General features: G+C 62.5%; 15 protein-coding genes and 1 pseudogene. 14 read left to right on the forward strand and 2 right to left on the reverse strand.

Translation table 11 applies throughout. The features are described from left to right. The first annotated feature begins 15 nt into the window (after positions 1-15). Complete coding sequence (locus FJ490_RS21725) at positions 16-1056, forward strand: UDP-glucuronic acid decarboxylase family protein (RefSeq protein WP_140628901.1); 1041 nt, start codon at positions 16-18, stop codon at positions 1054-1056. A 139-nt stretch (positions 1057-1195) separates the two neighbouring features. After that, positions 1196-1381: a hypothetical protein gene (locus FJ490_RS21730; protein ID WP_140497402.1), complete on the forward strand. Its 186-nt coding sequence runs from the start codon at positions 1196-1198 to the stop codon at positions 1379-1381. Between the two features lie 3 nt (positions 1382-1384). Here FJ490_RS21730 and FJ490_RS21735 read toward each other — a convergent pair whose 3' ends face one another. Beyond that, positions 1385-3139, reverse strand: coding sequence for a hypothetical protein (locus FJ490_RS21735; protein ID WP_140729450.1), 1755 nt, complete (start codon positions 3137-3139; stop codon positions 1385-1387). Between the two features lie 152 nt (positions 3140-3291). On the opposite strand from FJ490_RS21735, the gene FJ490_RS21740 reads away from it, so the two are divergent. From FJ490_RS21740 to FJ490_RS21790, 12 genes and pseudogenes are all read left to right on the forward strand, one after another. Continuing rightward, on the forward strand, positions 3292-4395 hold the full coding sequence (locus FJ490_RS21740; RefSeq protein ID WP_140564421.1) for an inositol-3-phosphate synthase: 1104 nt from the start codon (positions 3292-3294) through the stop codon (positions 4393-4395). Continuing rightward, positions 4392-4988, forward strand: coding sequence for a histidine phosphatase family protein (locus FJ490_RS21745; protein WP_140515201.1), 597 nt, complete (start codon positions 4392-4394; stop codon positions 4986-4988). The genes FJ490_RS21740 and FJ490_RS21745 overlap by 4 nt, the downstream gene beginning before the upstream one ends. Positions 4989-5002: 14 nt before the next feature. Next, positions 5003-6103 (forward strand): glycosyltransferase, encoded by a 1101-nt coding sequence (locus FJ490_RS21750; RefSeq protein ID WP_140497396.1) that lies wholly within the window; start codon positions 5003-5005, stop codon positions 6101-6103. Beyond that, complete coding sequence (locus FJ490_RS21755; protein WP_140497394.1) at positions 6103-6900, forward strand: sugar phosphate nucleotidyltransferase; 798 nt, start codon at positions 6103-6105, stop codon at positions 6898-6900. The genes FJ490_RS21750 and FJ490_RS21755 overlap by 1 nt, the downstream gene beginning before the upstream one ends. 2 nt (positions 6901-6902) lie before the next feature. After that, a complete protein-coding gene (locus FJ490_RS21760; RefSeq protein ID WP_140497392.1) occupies positions 6903-7664 on the forward strand; it encodes a TIGR04290 family methyltransferase in 762 nt (253 codons plus the stop codon). Then, the gene (locus FJ490_RS21765) at positions 7657-8583 is read left to right on the forward strand and encodes a beta-xylosidase (RefSeq protein WP_140729449.1); all 927 of its coding nucleotides are present in this window, start codon (positions 7657-7659) and stop codon (positions 8581-8583) included. The genes FJ490_RS21760 and FJ490_RS21765 overlap by 8 nt, the downstream gene beginning before the upstream one ends. Before the next feature lie 7 nt (positions 8584-8590). After that, positions 8591-9427: a PIG-L family deacetylase gene (locus tag FJ490_RS21770; protein WP_140525134.1), complete on the forward strand. Its 837-nt coding sequence runs from the start codon at positions 8591-8593 to the stop codon at positions 9425-9427. Continuing rightward, positions 9424-10488, forward strand: coding sequence for a glycosyltransferase family 4 protein (locus FJ490_RS21775; protein ID WP_140525135.1), 1065 nt, complete (start codon positions 9424-9426; stop codon positions 10486-10488). The genes FJ490_RS21770 and FJ490_RS21775 overlap by 4 nt, the downstream gene beginning before the upstream one ends. An 8-nt stretch (positions 10489-10496) precedes the next feature. Continuing rightward, complete coding sequence (locus tag FJ490_RS21780) at positions 10497-11477, forward strand: GNAT family N-acetyltransferase (protein WP_181165408.1); 981 nt, start codon at positions 10497-10499, stop codon at positions 11475-11477. 70 nt (positions 11478-11547) lie between these two features. Further along, a pseudogene (locus FJ490_RS33155) lies at positions 11548-12264 on the forward strand (class I SAM-dependent methyltransferase); the annotation flags it as partial. A 213-nt stretch (positions 12265-12477) separates the two neighbouring features. Beyond that, positions 12478-12696, forward strand: a complete 219-nt coding sequence (locus FJ490_RS33160) for a hypothetical protein (protein ID WP_224519089.1) — start codon at positions 12478-12480, stop codon at positions 12694-12696. Between the two features lie 185 nt (positions 12697-12881). Continuing rightward, entirely contained in the window at positions 12882-13034 is a 153-nt protein-coding gene (locus tag FJ490_RS21790; protein ID WP_181165412.1) for a hypothetical protein, read from the forward strand. Here FJ490_RS21790 and FJ490_RS21795 read toward each other — a convergent pair whose 3' ends face one another. Next, positions 13035-13598 carry a sigma-70 family RNA polymerase sigma factor gene (locus FJ490_RS21795; RefSeq protein ID WP_140498076.1) on the reverse strand — a complete coding sequence of 188 codons (564 nt, stop codon included), beginning with the start codon at positions 13596-13598 and terminating at the stop codon, positions 13035-13037. Positions 13599-13807: the final 209 nt, after the last annotated feature.

The following is a 13807-nucleotide window of genomic DNA, read 5'->3' on the forward strand; positions in this document are numbered from 1 at the left end:
CAGGAGAAAACAGCGATGCGGCAAACAAGAAAAGCGCGAAGGGCGAAGACAGTGCTTGTCGCCGGTGGCGCGGGTTTCCTCGGCTCGCATCTTTGCGAAACGTTGTTCCGCAACGGCTGGCGTGTGATCTGCGTCGACAATTTCCTTACCGGCCGCATGGACAACATCGTCTCGATCATGGACCAGCCGCGCTTCCGGCTGATCGAGCAGGATATCTGCCGGCCGCTGAACCTCGGCGAGCCGGTCGATCGCGTTTTCAACCTGGCATGCGCTGCTTCGCCGCCGCGCTACCAGGCCGATCCGATACACACGACACGCACCTGCGTCATCGGAACGCTCAACCTGCTCGAACTCGCCGCCCGCAACAATGCGCGATTCCTGCAGGCGTCGACAAGTGAAGTTTATGGCGACCCGGAACAACATCCGCAACGGGAAGACTATGTTGGCCATGTGAACTTCACCGGCCCGCGCGCCTGCTACGACGAAGGCAAGCGCACCGCCGAAACGCTTTGCTTCGATTATCTGAGAGCGGCAAAAGCCGATATTCGCGTGGCTCGCATCTTCAATACCTACGGTCCCAGGATGGACCCCGCCGACGGCCGCATCGTCTCGAACCTGATCATGCAGGCGCTTGAGAAGCGCTCGATGACGATATTCGGTGATGGGTTGCAGACAAGGTCCTTCTGCTACGTCTCCGATCTGATCGAAGGTATGATGCGCCTGATGGATCTCGATCTCAATCCCGGAAAACCCGTCAACCTTGGCAATCCCGGAGAATTCACCATCATGCGACTGGCATCCATGGTGAGGGACATGACCGGAACCAAGTCGGATCTGAAATTCCTGCCCTTGCCGCAAGACGATCCCCGCCGGAGGCAGCCCGACATCTCGCGTGCGAAGGCGCTGCTCGGCTGGACGCCGAAAGTGCCGCTCAGGCAAGGGCTGATGCAGACGATCGGATACTTCTCCAATCTCGAAACCAGCGGGATCGACGGCCGGATGACAGCTATTGCGACAAACGCAAGATCGGGCAGGTTGCAGAACCTTCCGGCCTGAGGCCAGGCCGCCGCAGCCACGTGTTCCGGCATGACCGCTCAAGCACGGTCATGCCTCCTGCCGCACTTTTGCGGATTGCGCGGAACATCCTGGCAAGCTCGGGGTTTGACGATGAGATCCCGCTATGGAGAACGGACCTGTGCAACCCAAACGATCCGCAAAGGATATCGAGCAGATTGCGGAAAGAGAGACGGCTGCCTTTCTGCGACGGGCCTCCATCACCTATCTCGAGTGCTGCGTCAGCCTAATGATGACGCATCTGCAGCGCGAGGAAGTGGCCACCATTCTCGAACGCGAAGCGGACATGCTGCGGAGACTGGACTGATCGTCACGGCCCGGACCTCTCCAGGAAGCGTAGCAGCCCTTTCTTGTACCGCGTTGCCGCAGCTACCAGCCTTGGCTTCTCCGGGCCATGCTCGGATCGGGCAGCAACGTCCCAGAGTCCCAGTTGAAACGCCAGGTAGCAAGGTTCGAGACAGTCAATGAGGCCGGTATCGATATTGAGCCGCTCCCCGGCTTCCATGCGGTGGACCAACGTCGCTAGCTCGCTGTCGGAAAATCCATATTCGACGCGAGCGCCGGCAATATCCCACTCTATGGGCTGGCAGCCGATCAAATCATGTCCCCGGCAGTGATCGACGGCATCCGTCTTGATCAACGTCCCGTCGGCACAAACGAGAAACTCCCACGGGTGAAGCCTTCCGTCGATCTCGACCCGTGGCAGCGCTTGCGCATGGGCACGCTTCGAGAACCAGTTCCGCAGCTCCGCCGCGCGCCGCTCACCCAGGGCTTCGGCGCCATTGTGGACGGCCATCTCAGCGAGTTCCGGCAATCCAGCACCCAGTTCCGGAGTTCTGAGATTGGCCGCACGCCAAGCGAGATAGTGCGCGAGCTCCGCGACAAGCCTGTCTCTGGACAGGTTTGCCTGATCCATTGTCTTTCCCTCGATCCACCGTTCAACCAGAAAACCGTGACAAAGCCCGACGATCTGCGGTCCGAAGCCGGCTTCGTGCAGCATCTCCGCGGTTTGCATCTTGCGCTGCCCGGTTTGACCGAGGCCGGCAAATTTGACGAGCCACCGATCGCGTCCCGCGGACGCCAGGAATTTTCGCCGCTCGATGCCGCGTTGACTCGGCGGCCAGAGCCTCTCCTCGGCGTAGTGGAGGTTTCGCCACTCTCCAGCGGATATTTCGGTCAGGGCCAATTGCGGGCTGCCGGCAGCCTCCGCCACCCAATCGCGTAGCGTCGGCATTTGCGCGCCGCCCGGGAAGGTGCGTTCGAAGGCCCGCGCCACATGTTTTCGGCAACCCGACCATGTCTCACGAACCTCCTTAGAGGCTTCGGCACCCGGGCCGCCGGAATGGCTGGGGAACAGGTGAATGCGATCCCTATCGATGCCCAGCCGCCGCAGCCATGCGACGACGGAGTGCATCGAACTGCCCGACAGGCCGGGGCCCTCGTCGACGACAGCGAAGCAAGCCGACGGCTTGCCCCTCCAGGCGCCGATCAATTCCGGGTCGGCGTTGACATACCTGCGGAAAGGATGGCCGATCGGGCGCACGCTGATGGGTGCCGGCGCGTCGATCGCCGCGGCGACCAAGGCGGCAAGCCCGAGGCCAATGCTGCGGATGCCGATGACGCATGTATTCGCGTCGAGGCCTGATGCCCGCCCCGCGCCGAGGTAGCTTTCAGGATAGAGCGCATAATGGGCGTATCCCTCGGCCGTGCCGGTAAGAACCTTGCCCCGGCAGTCGAGCGCGGCCAGCATATGCCTCAGCACGGGATCGACGGCGCCAGTCACTGTGAAGCCGCTTCGCCAGGACCTCGCCACTTCCGCCGCAAGGCCGACCAGCAGCTTGGCACCTTGCCGCTGCCTCGGCGAAGGGGTGTCCCCGCCGCGGGCCTCGAACTCGACATCGGCCTGTGCCTGGACCAGTTCCGAGACCTTGACGAACAACCCTACCAGCGCAGCGTGGCGTTGAATGCCGCAGGGCCTGCAATCGAGGCTTTCAGCCATTTCGCTTGCAGCCTCGCGAAGCTGTCGCGCGTCTTCCGTTCGTTTGTGGTCGCCGTAGACGATCATCCATTGATTCCAAGCTCGCCGTGCGCCAACGCGGCATGCGCGGCTTTGATCCATCCTGCCGCGCGCAATTTTTCCACATGCCAAGGAACATTCCGGCAAGCTGACGGTTCGGGCCCAGGAACTTACCTTGGACAGCACAGGACGGCAGTTTCGTGGGATCGAAGAAAGTTCGTGTCGGTATCGTCGGTGTAGGCAATTGCGCATCCTCCCTGGTGCAAGGCCTTTCCTATTACCGAGACGCAAAAGGCAATGAGCCGATCCCCGGGCTGATGCATACCGATCTCGGCGGCTACCACGTCGACGACATCGAGGTCGTCTGTGCGTTCGATGTCGCCAAGGGCAAGGTCGGGTGCGACGTGGCCGATGCGATCTACAGCGCCCCGAACAACACGTTCCGTTTTGCCGATGCGGTTGCAACCGGGGTTCGCGTGGAGCGTGGCCCCACGTTGGACGGCATCGGCAAATATCTGCGCACGGAAATCGAGGAAGCGCCGGAGCCGGTTGCCAATGTCAGCGAAATCCTGCGGAACAGCGGTGCCGATGTGCTGGTCTCGTACCTGCCGGTGGGGTCGGAGGAAGCGACGCGCTTTTATGCCGAATGCGCCCTCGAGGCCGGCTGCGCCTTCGTCAACTGCATACCGGTTTTCATCGCGTCACGGCCCGAATGGCGCCTGCGTTTCGAGGAACGCGGGCTGCCGCTGGTCGGCGACGATATCAAGAGCCAGGTCGGCGCGACAATCGTGCATCGGTTGCTGGCCAATCTCTTCCGCGAGCGCGGCGTCCGCATCGACCGCACTTATCAGTTGAACTTCGGCGGCAACACCGATTTCCTCAACATGCTGGAACGCGAGCGGCTGGAATCGAAGAAGATCTCGAAGACGCAGTCCGTGACCAGCCAGTTCGATGTTCCCCTGGAGCCGGGCAACATTCATGTCGGCCCCAGTGACCATGTGCCATGGCTCACCGATCGCAAATGGGCCTACATCCGGGTTGAAGGCACGACCTTCGGTGGAGTGCCGCTCAACGCCGAACTCAAGCTGGAAGTCTGGGATTCGCCCAATTCGGCCGGCGTGGTCATCGACGCCGTGCGCTGCGCCAAGCTGGCGCTTGACCGCGGCATCGCCGGCGCGCTGACCGGTCCGTGCAGCTATTTCATGAAGTCTCCGCCTGAGCAGTTCACCGATGCCGAAGCTCGGCAGCGCACGCTCGCATTCATCACAGGCAGGGACGAGCCTATGCTCGATGCCGCGGAATGACGACGACCTTCTTCCTGATCCGGCACGCGGCACACGACAATGTCGGCTCCTATCTGGCCGGACGGATGGGCGGAGTTCGCCTTGGCGAATCCGGCAGGGCTCAGGCGGCGCATCTTGGCCGCCGCATGGCCCGCGAGCCGATTGCCGCTATCTGGTGCAGCCCACGCGAGCGCACGCAGGAAACCGCCAAGCCGATCGCGACTGCCTGTAATGTCGGCGAAATCGCGATCTGCGCCGAACTCGACGAGATCGACTTCGGCATCTGGTCGGGAAAGACGTTCGAGGAGCTGAACGGCGATGCCGGCTGGCAGGCGTGGAACAGCCGGCGGCAGGAAGCAAGCACCCCAAGCGGCGAAACCATGCTGGATGTCCAACAGCGTATCGTCTCGCTGATGGATCAGGCTCGCGAGCGGCATCAGAATCAATGCGTCGCGCTGATCAGCCATGCCGACGTGATCAAGGCAGCCATCTGCCATGTGCTTGGTCTGCCCGTCGGCGACAGTTTTCGCTTCGATATCGACCCCGCCTCAATCACGACGATCGTGTCCGGAGACTGGGGAGCAAAGCTCATCCGTCTGAACGAACTTGCCTGACGAGGACTTGCCGGATGCAGATGGTCATTTTCGGTCTCACCGTCACGTCTTCATGGGGAAACGGCCACGCCACCCTGTGGCGTGGCCTGATCCGCGCGCTGGCCCGGCACGGCTGGTCCATCACCTTTTTCGAGCGCAACACCCCCTACTATGCCGGTGCGCGGGACCTCGATCAACTGGATGGCGGCAATATCGTGCTCTACCCCGACTGGGAGGACATCCGGAGGGTCGCGGAGCAGACGATCAAGCAATCCGACGTCGTCATCATTACCTCCTACTGTCCCGACGCCGTGGACGCTTCGCGCCTGGCGCAGCAGGCATGCCGCGGGCTGCGCGTCTTTTACGACTTGGACACTCCGGTCACTCTGGCGCGCCTCGATCAAGGTGAACGCCCACCCTATTTCGGGCCCGAGGGCCTTGCCGATTTCGATCTCGTCCTGAGTTACACGGGCGGCTCGGCAATCGATGCACTCAAGTCGGTCCTCGGTGCACGCCACGTGGTGCCGCTCTATGGCCATGTCGATCCCGACCAACACCGGCCGGCAGTACCTAGGCCGGAATTTGCGGGCGATCTGTCCTATCTCGGGACCTATGCGGCAGATCGCCAGGCCGGCGTCGAGAAACTGCTGGTCCGTCCGGCCGCACTCCTGCCTGACCACCGCTTCATCATCGGCGGTGCACAATATCCACAGGAATTCCCGTGGAGCGACAACATCTTCTTCGTCAGGCATCTTCCGCCGGCAGATCATCCAGCCTTCTTTTCGTCGTCCCGCCTGACGCTGAATGTGACGCGCGAGGCGATGGCGCAAAAGGGGTGGTGCCCTTCGGGCCGGCTGTTCGAAGCAGCGGCATGCGGCGTGCCGATCGTCACCGACACCTGGCCGGGCCTCAGCAGTTTCTTCGAACCCGGTAGCGAGATCCTGCTGGCGTACGACACAGACGACGTGATCGCGGCGCTCAAACTGCCATCGCACGAGCTCGATGCAATTCGAAGCCGTGCGCGTGAACGGGTTCTGGACGAACACACATCCACGCGGCGCGCGGCGGAACTGGATCGCATCCTGAACGAAGCCTTGCAGAGGTCGGCCGGCGAACCGATGAAGGAAGCAGTCTGATGTTGGGCATCGTGCCCGCTGCCGGACGCGGCAGCCGCATTCAACCACTCGGCTTCTCGAAAGAGCTGCTGCCGGTCGGGAGCCGGATCGATGGACAGACAGAGCGCCCATGTGCCGTAAGCGAGTACCTGGTGCGGCGGATGGTGCGCGCCGGCGTCGACAAGGTCTGTTTCATCATCGGATCGGGTAAATCCGACATTCTCGAATACTATGCCGCGGGCTACGGAGCGGCGACCGCTCTGTTCGTGGTACAACCCAACCCTGTTGGCCTTTGCGACGCCATCTTCCGGGCAGCACCCCTCGTCGCACCGGACGAGACGGTGTTGATCGGGCTTCCCGATACGATCTGGTTTCCCGAAGACGGCTTCTGCCGTCTGCCGGACGACCGGCTGTCATTCCTGCTCTTCCCGGTGGATCGGCCGGAATTCTTCGATGCCGTGGTTCTCGACGAGGAGGGCCGGGTGCGGGAAATCCAGGTCAAGCGGCAGGACGCGGCGACGAACTGGATATGGGGCGCGTTCAAGATGCCGGGCCATGTCCTGCACCAGCTCGCGGCACTCTGGCGCGAGCGGGATTGCTATGACGAATATATCGGCACGTTGATCAACGCCTACCTGACGGCGGGCGGTCAGGCGTATGGGGTGAAGGCAGGGGCCGCCTACGTCGATGTCGGCACTTTCAACGGTTATCGCGCGGCCCTTCGGCTGCTCGACGACGATGCTGCGTCCAAACAGCACCGGCCCACGATGATCGCGCCTACGGCACATTCGCATGCCGTTCCGGGCGAAGGAGCTTAGCCATGCTGCATTCCCATGCTGAAATCCAACGCCGTATCGATGCCCTCGGCCCATGGTTCCACAACATGGAACTGGCCGGCGTCGAAACTGCTCCGGACCATTTTCTCGGTAACTACCCGCTGGTCAAATGGCGCAAGTTCGCCTATGCCATTCCAGCCGACCTGTCCGGCAAGTCCGTGCTCGATATCGGCTGCAATGCCGGTTTCTATTCCATCGAAATGAAACGGCGCGGCGCCGGTCGCGTCCTCGGCATCGATTTCGACGAGGCCTATCTGGCACAGGCGCGCTTTGCCGCCGAGATCGCGGACTGCGACATCGAGTTCCAGAAGCTTTCGGTTTATGACGTCGGCGCCCTGCGCGAGACATTCGACATCGTGCTGTTCATGGGGGTTCTTTACCACCTGCGCCATCCCCTGCTCGCGCTCGACCTGATCCGCGGGCATGTCGCCGGCGACCTGATGATCTTCCAGTCCATGCAACGCGGCAGCGCCGATCTGCCTGCGCTTGAGCAGAATTATCATTTCTGGACGCACGACCTGTTCGAGCGGCCGGAATTTCCGAAACTGCATTTCATCGAACATCGATATGCCGACGATCCGACCAATTGGTGGATTCCCAACCGCGCCTGCACCGAAGCGATGTTGCGCAGCGCCGGCTTCGAGATTTTTTTGCACCCCGAGCAGGAGGTTTATTTTTGCCGTTCCGCCGGCGATCCGGCCGGCGGCGGCGCCGTCTACCCGTCGAAAGGACAGATCCATGATTGAAGCCGCGATGATCTGGAACGAGCCCAACAACAAATCGCATTGGGATCCCGAGCTCGACCCCGATTGGAGCCGCTTCGCCGCCATGGCAATGTTGTCGGCGGATGCGATAGCGTCCGAGAACCCGGCCCTGACCAAGGTGCTCGGCGGCATCTCTCCGATCGACCCCGGCTTCATCACGCGCATGAAGGAACTCGGATTGCTGGACCACGTCGATGCCGTCGCGGTGCATGGCTTTCCGCTCGACTGGAACCTGTGGCAGATCCAGGAATGGCCACAGAAGATCGGTGAGATCGCGGCCGTCACCGATCTCCCGATCTGGGTCAGCGAAGTTGGCGTATCGACCTTCGGCGCCGACGAGATCCAGGTCTGGGGCCTCAGGCGCACCGCTGAATTGCTGCTCGGCAACGCTCCGCGCATCCAGTGGTACAGCCTTTATGATCTCCCGCGCGAATGGGAAGCAACAACGCGCCATCGCGAAGCGGAAGGCTCCTCCTACTATCGTCACTTCCATATGGGGCTGCTGCGCCAGGACGGCACGCCAAAACCGGCACTGGAGGAATTCCTGCGCCATACGCCCGAGATGGGGCTGGTGCAGTGGTTTCATTTCGAGGACCCGCGGCTGGACGACGCCGTCGCCTGGATGAAGCGGCTCGGGGTCACCAATATGCGGACCGGACTTTCCTGGGCCGACAGTTTCAGGCCGAATGCATTGAACTGGTTCGACCGACAGATGGAAGCGCTCGCCGATTTCGACGTGACCGTCACCTTCTGCTTCACGCCAGAGCATCGCGGGATGATGCCTCACCACACCAGTCCGCCGCTGGTGCCGGAGGAATTCGCCGAATTCTGTGCAACCATGATCCGCCGCTACGCGCCCGGCGTGGCTTCCACGTCGAAGCGGCGAGCCTCGGCAGCGTGAGGCTCCCATGCATCAACCGTCGGCAACCCTGGGCGAATTCGCGGCCCTGTTGACGGGCAGTGACGCAGCACATGGCTCCGCCATCATGGTCGTCGTCGCGCATCCGGACGACGAGACAATCGGCATCGGCGGGCATCTTGCCGGACTGCGGTCATGCCGCATCGTCCATGTCACGGACGGGGCACCACGCGATCTTGCCGACGCGCAAGCGCATGGTTTCGAGACATGGCAGGACTATGCCGATGCCCGCCGTGCGGAACTGACGGAAGCCTTGGCCGCGGCCGGCATATCGCCATCGGGCCTGACCGCTCTTGGCTATCCCGACAAGGAGGCTGCGGCGAATCTCGTGGCGCTCGCGCAGGAACTCGCCTGCCTTGTTTGCGAACCCGACATCCGCTTCGTCTGCACACATCCTTTCGAGGGAGGCCATCCCGACCACGACGCGACCGCTTTTGCCGTTCACGCGGCCTGCCATCTTCTGCGCCGTGACCGCCGGCCCGTGCCCACCATCATCGAAATGGCCTTTTATTCGGCTGGCCCGGACGGCCCGGTATTTCAGGATTTCGCCAGCGGCACCGGCAGTGATTGCATAGAGGTCTGCCTGACCGAAGCGGCCTTTCAGCAAAAGCAGCGCATGCTGGCCAGCCACCTGACGCAGCAGCGGACGCTGGCGCCGTTCTCGACCCACACCGAGCGTTTCCGGCTGGCGCCGACCTATGATTTCCTGAAGCTGCCCAACGATGGCAGGCTCTACTATGAATCGCTGCCGCTGGGTTTCGAGCCCGGCACCTGGCTGCATGCAAGCGCCCGTGCTCACGAGGCGCTCCGGCTCGACCAGCCATGACGCTCACAGTGCTCAATGTTGCCTATCCTCTCGCGCCGGTGGGACCGAACGCCGTTGGCGGCGCCGAGCAGGTGCTGTCAATGCTCGATCAGGCCCTGACCCGCGCCGGTCACCGGTCCATCGTCATCGGCTGCCAGGGTTCCAGTGCAAGCGGCATTCTGGTGGAAACGCCCGCCGAAGCCGGCGTGCTCGACCAGTCAGCAAAAAACCGGGCACAGGAGTCCCATCGCGCCGCGATCGCCGCTGCCCGCGCCCAATGGCCGATCGACGTGGTTCACCTGCATGGCATCGACTTCGACGCCTACCTGCCTGCCGACGGTCCGACCCTGGTGACGCTTCACCTGCCGCTCGACTGGTACCCGGCCGGGGCGCTGCGCCCAGGGCGCGACGATCTCTGGCTTCACGCCGTCTCGTCAGCCCAGCAAAGAACCGCACCGCCGGACGCAAGCTTGGTTGCCCCGATCCCGAATGGTGTCGATATCGACGCGCTGAACCAGCCGCGGCCCAGGGGCGACTTCGCCGTCGTGCTCAGCCGCATCTGCCCGGAAAAGGGCATACACCTGGCATTGGATGCCGCCAGGCAGGCTGATGTGCCGCTGGTCATCGGCGGGCGGGTCTATCCTTACGAGACGCATACCCAGTACTTTCGCGATGAGGTCGAACCTCGCCTCGATCGTCGGCGCTGCTTCCTCGGTCCGCTCGGCTTCGCCGCCAAGCGGCGCTTGCTCAATGCAGCACGCTGCCTGGTCGTTCCGAGCCTCGCCGCCGAGACCAGTTCGCTGGTCGCGATGGAAGCACTCGCCTGCGGCACACCGGTGATCGCCTTTCCAAATGGTGCGCTTCCCGAAGTGGTCGAGCACGGCAAGACCGGCTTTATCGTCAACAATGTCGACGAGATGGCGCAAGCAATTGTCGCGGCACCCAGCCTTGATGCCGAGACGTGCCGAAGCGAGGCGCGCCGGCGGTTTTCGCTCGAGCGCATGGTCTCGTCCTACATGAGCGCCTATCTGGCGCTGGCCCGGCTCGGCGCCGACCGCAGGCGTCTCGCCGCGGTGCGGTGAAAGAGCAGATGCTGCGCAGCGAGATCATCGGCGATCCAGAGCAATTGCATGCACTGGCGCCGCACTGGTGGAACCTGTGGGAGCAGAGTTCGTCGGCGACGCCCTTTCAATGTCCCGCCTGGCTGCTGCCGTGGTGGCGCACATTCGCTCCGGGGGAGCTGGCGACGGTCGCCATCTGGCGCGGCAACGATCTGGTGGGCCTGGCGCCGCTCTATCTCGAACATGGCACGGAAGGCTCGAAACTGCTTCCGATCGGCATTTCCCTCAGCGACTATCTGGACGTGCTGTGTGTGCCCGGCAGCGAGGCCCAGGTCGCCGCTGCCCTTGCAGAGAAGATACTCTCGATCGAGTGGTCGCAGTGGATCCTGCCGGATCTGCCGCAAGGCAGTGCCGGTCTGGCGATCGAACATCCCGAATTGAAAGCCGATGGACTGGTCGGCCACGCCGTTTGTCCCGTGCTTGCCACCGACGGCGATGAAACGCTGGCGGGCTGCGTCCCTGCCCGGCGCAGACGCCAGTTGCGCCGGGCGCGCCGCGCCGCATCCAGACGCGGCCGGGTCGAGTTGTCGCCGGCACGAGGCGATCCTCAACTGTTCCTCGACCACCTGATAGGCCTGCACGGGGCGCGCTGGGCCGGAAACGGAGGCGGCGTGCTGGCCGACCCCGCCGTCGAGCAATTCCACAGGTGCTCGCTTCCCCTGCTCGACGCTCGAGACCTGACCCGATGCTGGGTGCTCGCCATCGACGGCAAGCCAATCGGCGTCTACTACGGATTTCACCATCGCGGCCGTGCCTATGCCTATCTTGGCGGTTTCGATCCTGCCTATGCCGAGGAAAGTCCAGGCGCGATCCTGGTCGGCCACGCAATCGCCGAATCGATCCGCGAAGGTGCGCGCGAGTTCGACTTCCTGCGCGGCCAGGAGCCGTACAAATATGGCTGGGGCGCTGGCGACAGGTGGACGATGCGAAGGACTTGGACGCGGAAATGAGACCATGGTTTCGATGGAACCAACATCCGTGCGCCGCCGGATAGCGGTCAGGCTGGCGGTCGAGGGCTGTATGGCGGACGCTGTCAGTGCCGAGGCCGTCATCGCCAGGCTGGCGCTGCATCTCCACCCAGGCATCGGGGCAGTCGAATTGGCGGAGATCGTGGCGGAGATCGATCCGGTCGATACTCGAGACAGGGAAAGGCTCCAGCAGATAGCCGGGCTGCTTCGCCGCGGATCGGAGGTTTTTGCCACGTTGCAGAAAACGGGTTCTGCCGTTCGTCACGAACGCGACGACGACGAGACGGATGCAGATGTCGTGACGCGGCTGGCCTCGGGCTTTGATGCCGCGGCAGCGATTTCCCGGGTGGCGAGTGTCCAGTTGGCTTCCCTTGGCGATGAGGAAAGGCTGGCAGCCACGACCGACGAAATCGTTGCATGGCTGACAGCGCAAGACTTCACCGGTGCTGGACGCAGCATTCTGGACATCGGTTGCGGCATCGGGCGTTTCGAACGCGCGCTGTCGGCATCCTGTGGGCGGGTCGTCGGTATCGACATATCGTCGAGGATGGTCTCGATCGCCCGTGAGCAATGCGCAGCGCTTGGCAATGTAGAGTTGCGGCGGACCTCAGGCCTGGATCTGGCGGAGTTCGGCGACGCGAGTTTCGACTGCGTTCTGGCGGTCGACAGTTTCCCCTATCTGGTGCTAGCCGGCGTGGCGGAGCGGCATTTCGGCGAAATTGCGCGCGTCCTCAAAAGGCCGGGCAGGCTGGCCTTGCTGAACTACTCATATCGCGAATCACTGTTTTTGGACCGCTCCGATATACGTCGCCTGGCGCAACGTCACGGATTGCAGGTCGTCATCGATGGCGAAAAAGCGTTTCGGCTGTGGGACGGCGACGCCTTCCTGCTTGCCGGCGTGACGGAACATTACCAGCCAATGCCAGTTCGGGCGTCGAACACAGCGACGCTGAAGAGCGGCGCCAATTCGAAGGAGGACAGCATGGCATCCGGCAGCAAGAAACATATCGGCCGTGGCAGCCACGGCAAAGGGGCCGGCGCCGGAGCAATGACCGAACTGGCCAAGGACAAGATCGAAGAGAATGCCGTTTTATCCAACAGGGACAAGAAGCAGCACAGCGAGGAACGCGGCCTGGACGGCAATCAGATCAAGTCCGATCAATATCAGGATCATGCCGCAAATCGATTGCCGAAGGACTGAAAGCGCCGCAGTGGATCTGTGACCTCGGCAATCGAGAGTGGAAGAAAAACCTGTGCAAGGGCTGCCGGCAACGGTTTCGGCACCGGGCATCTCCTTGTAATGGCGGTTGCTTGTCATCACAATAGGATGACGGACTGCCATCCATCCAGCCAGGGAATACGATGTCTCGTTCGAGCGATGATAGAATGGACCCGCGCGCAGGAATGGCGATGGATCAGGAGATTGCCTCTCTGCTGATCGCGATCGAGCAGGAAAAGGTTCCTGATCGCTTGACCAGACTGGCGATCGAACTGCAAAACGCGCTCCTTGCGAAACGCCGGCGCGACATAAAGAACTGACTATCTGCGGCTGTCGGCATCGATATCGATCTGCCCGTCCGACAGATGATTTCGTCTTTCCATCAGCGTCTGCAGCGAACTCTCCCCCAGGAACTCAAGAACGGCGGCGCGGGCACGGTTGAGCCGGCTTTTGACCGTTCCCACCGCACAGCCACATATCTCGGCCGTCTCCTCATAGCTGACACCTAGGACGCCGATCAGCATCAGCACCTCGCGCTGGTGTTCAGGGAGCCTCTGGATGGCGCCGTGAACTTCCTTGCTCTGAACGGTCCATTCCTGTGTGGCTTCCGAAATCGGCCTCGAGGACGCGCAGTCGAGCAGGCCAGGCGCTTCCCTGGCCGCGACCTTGACCCGGGTGTAGTAGGTGTTGCGCATGATGGTGAAGAGCCACGACTTCATGCGCGTGCCGGGTTCGAACTTGTCGATGTTGGCAAGGCCCTTCGTCAACGTCTCCTGCACCAGATCGTCGGCATCGTCGGGGATACGGCAGAAGGTGCGCGCGAAAGCCCGTAGCGCGGGTATCAGGTCAACGATGGAAACTTCATGGGTTTCCTGGTCGGCCAAAAGATAGCCTTCGCCTGACAATGGTCCAGCTCCCAGAAAGAAGTATGAATGCAGACCCCAGCTAAATGCATGGACGTTTGTATCGTTCCGGGCGTTGAAGACAACTCTCCAGAAAATTCTGATGCGGCCGAACGATCCTGCTGCGGCCGCGCCCCCCTTGCGCGCCGTCCACCAGCGTGTTCGCGCTGGCTTAGGATAGGCGCGACGCG

Source organism: Mesorhizobium sp. B2-5-11 (assembly GCF_006440835.1).
Lineage (GTDB): Bacteria > Pseudomonadota > Alphaproteobacteria > Rhizobiales > Rhizobiaceae > Mesorhizobium.

What these genes read in the sequence shown, in the direction of transcription:
- FJ490_RS21725 (WP_140628901.1), top strand. Translation starts at nt 16, where the DNA reads ATGCGGCAAACAAGAAAAGCGCGAAGGGCGAAGACAGTGCTTGTCGCC.
- FJ490_RS21735 (WP_140729450.1), bottom strand. Translation starts at nt 3,139, where the DNA reads ATGATCGTCTACGGCGACCACAAACGAACGGAAGACGCGCGACAGCTT.
- FJ490_RS21745 (WP_140515201.1), top strand. Translation starts at nt 4,392, where the DNA reads ATGACGACGACCTTCTTCCTGATCCGGCACGCGGCACACGACAATGTC.
- FJ490_RS21750 (WP_140497396.1), top strand. Translation starts at nt 5,003, where the DNA reads ATGCAGATGGTCATTTTCGGTCTCACCGTCACGTCTTCATGGGGAAAC.
- FJ490_RS21755 (WP_140497394.1), top strand. Translation starts at nt 6,103, where the DNA reads ATGTTGGGCATCGTGCCCGCTGCCGGACGCGGCAGCCGCATTCAACCA.
- FJ490_RS21760 (WP_140497392.1), top strand. Translation starts at nt 6,903, where the DNA reads ATGCTGCATTCCCATGCTGAAATCCAACGCCGTATCGATGCCCTCGGC.
- FJ490_RS21765 (WP_140729449.1), top strand. Translation starts at nt 7,657, where the DNA reads ATGATTGAAGCCGCGATGATCTGGAACGAGCCCAACAACAAATCGCAT.
- FJ490_RS21770 (WP_140525134.1), top strand. Translation starts at nt 8,591, where the DNA reads ATGCATCAACCGTCGGCAACCCTGGGCGAATTCGCGGCCCTGTTGACG.
- FJ490_RS21775 (WP_140525135.1), top strand. Translation starts at nt 9,424, where the DNA reads ATGACGCTCACAGTGCTCAATGTTGCCTATCCTCTCGCGCCGGTGGGA.
- FJ490_RS21780 (WP_181165408.1), top strand. Translation starts at nt 10,497, where the DNA reads ATGCTGCGCAGCGAGATCATCGGCGATCCAGAGCAATTGCATGCACTG.
- FJ490_RS33160 (WP_224519089.1), top strand. Translation starts at nt 12,478, where the DNA reads ATGGCATCCGGCAGCAAGAAACATATCGGCCGTGGCAGCCACGGCAAA.
- FJ490_RS21790 (WP_181165412.1), top strand. Translation starts at nt 12,882, where the DNA reads ATGGACCCGCGCGCAGGAATGGCGATGGATCAGGAGATTGCCTCTCTG.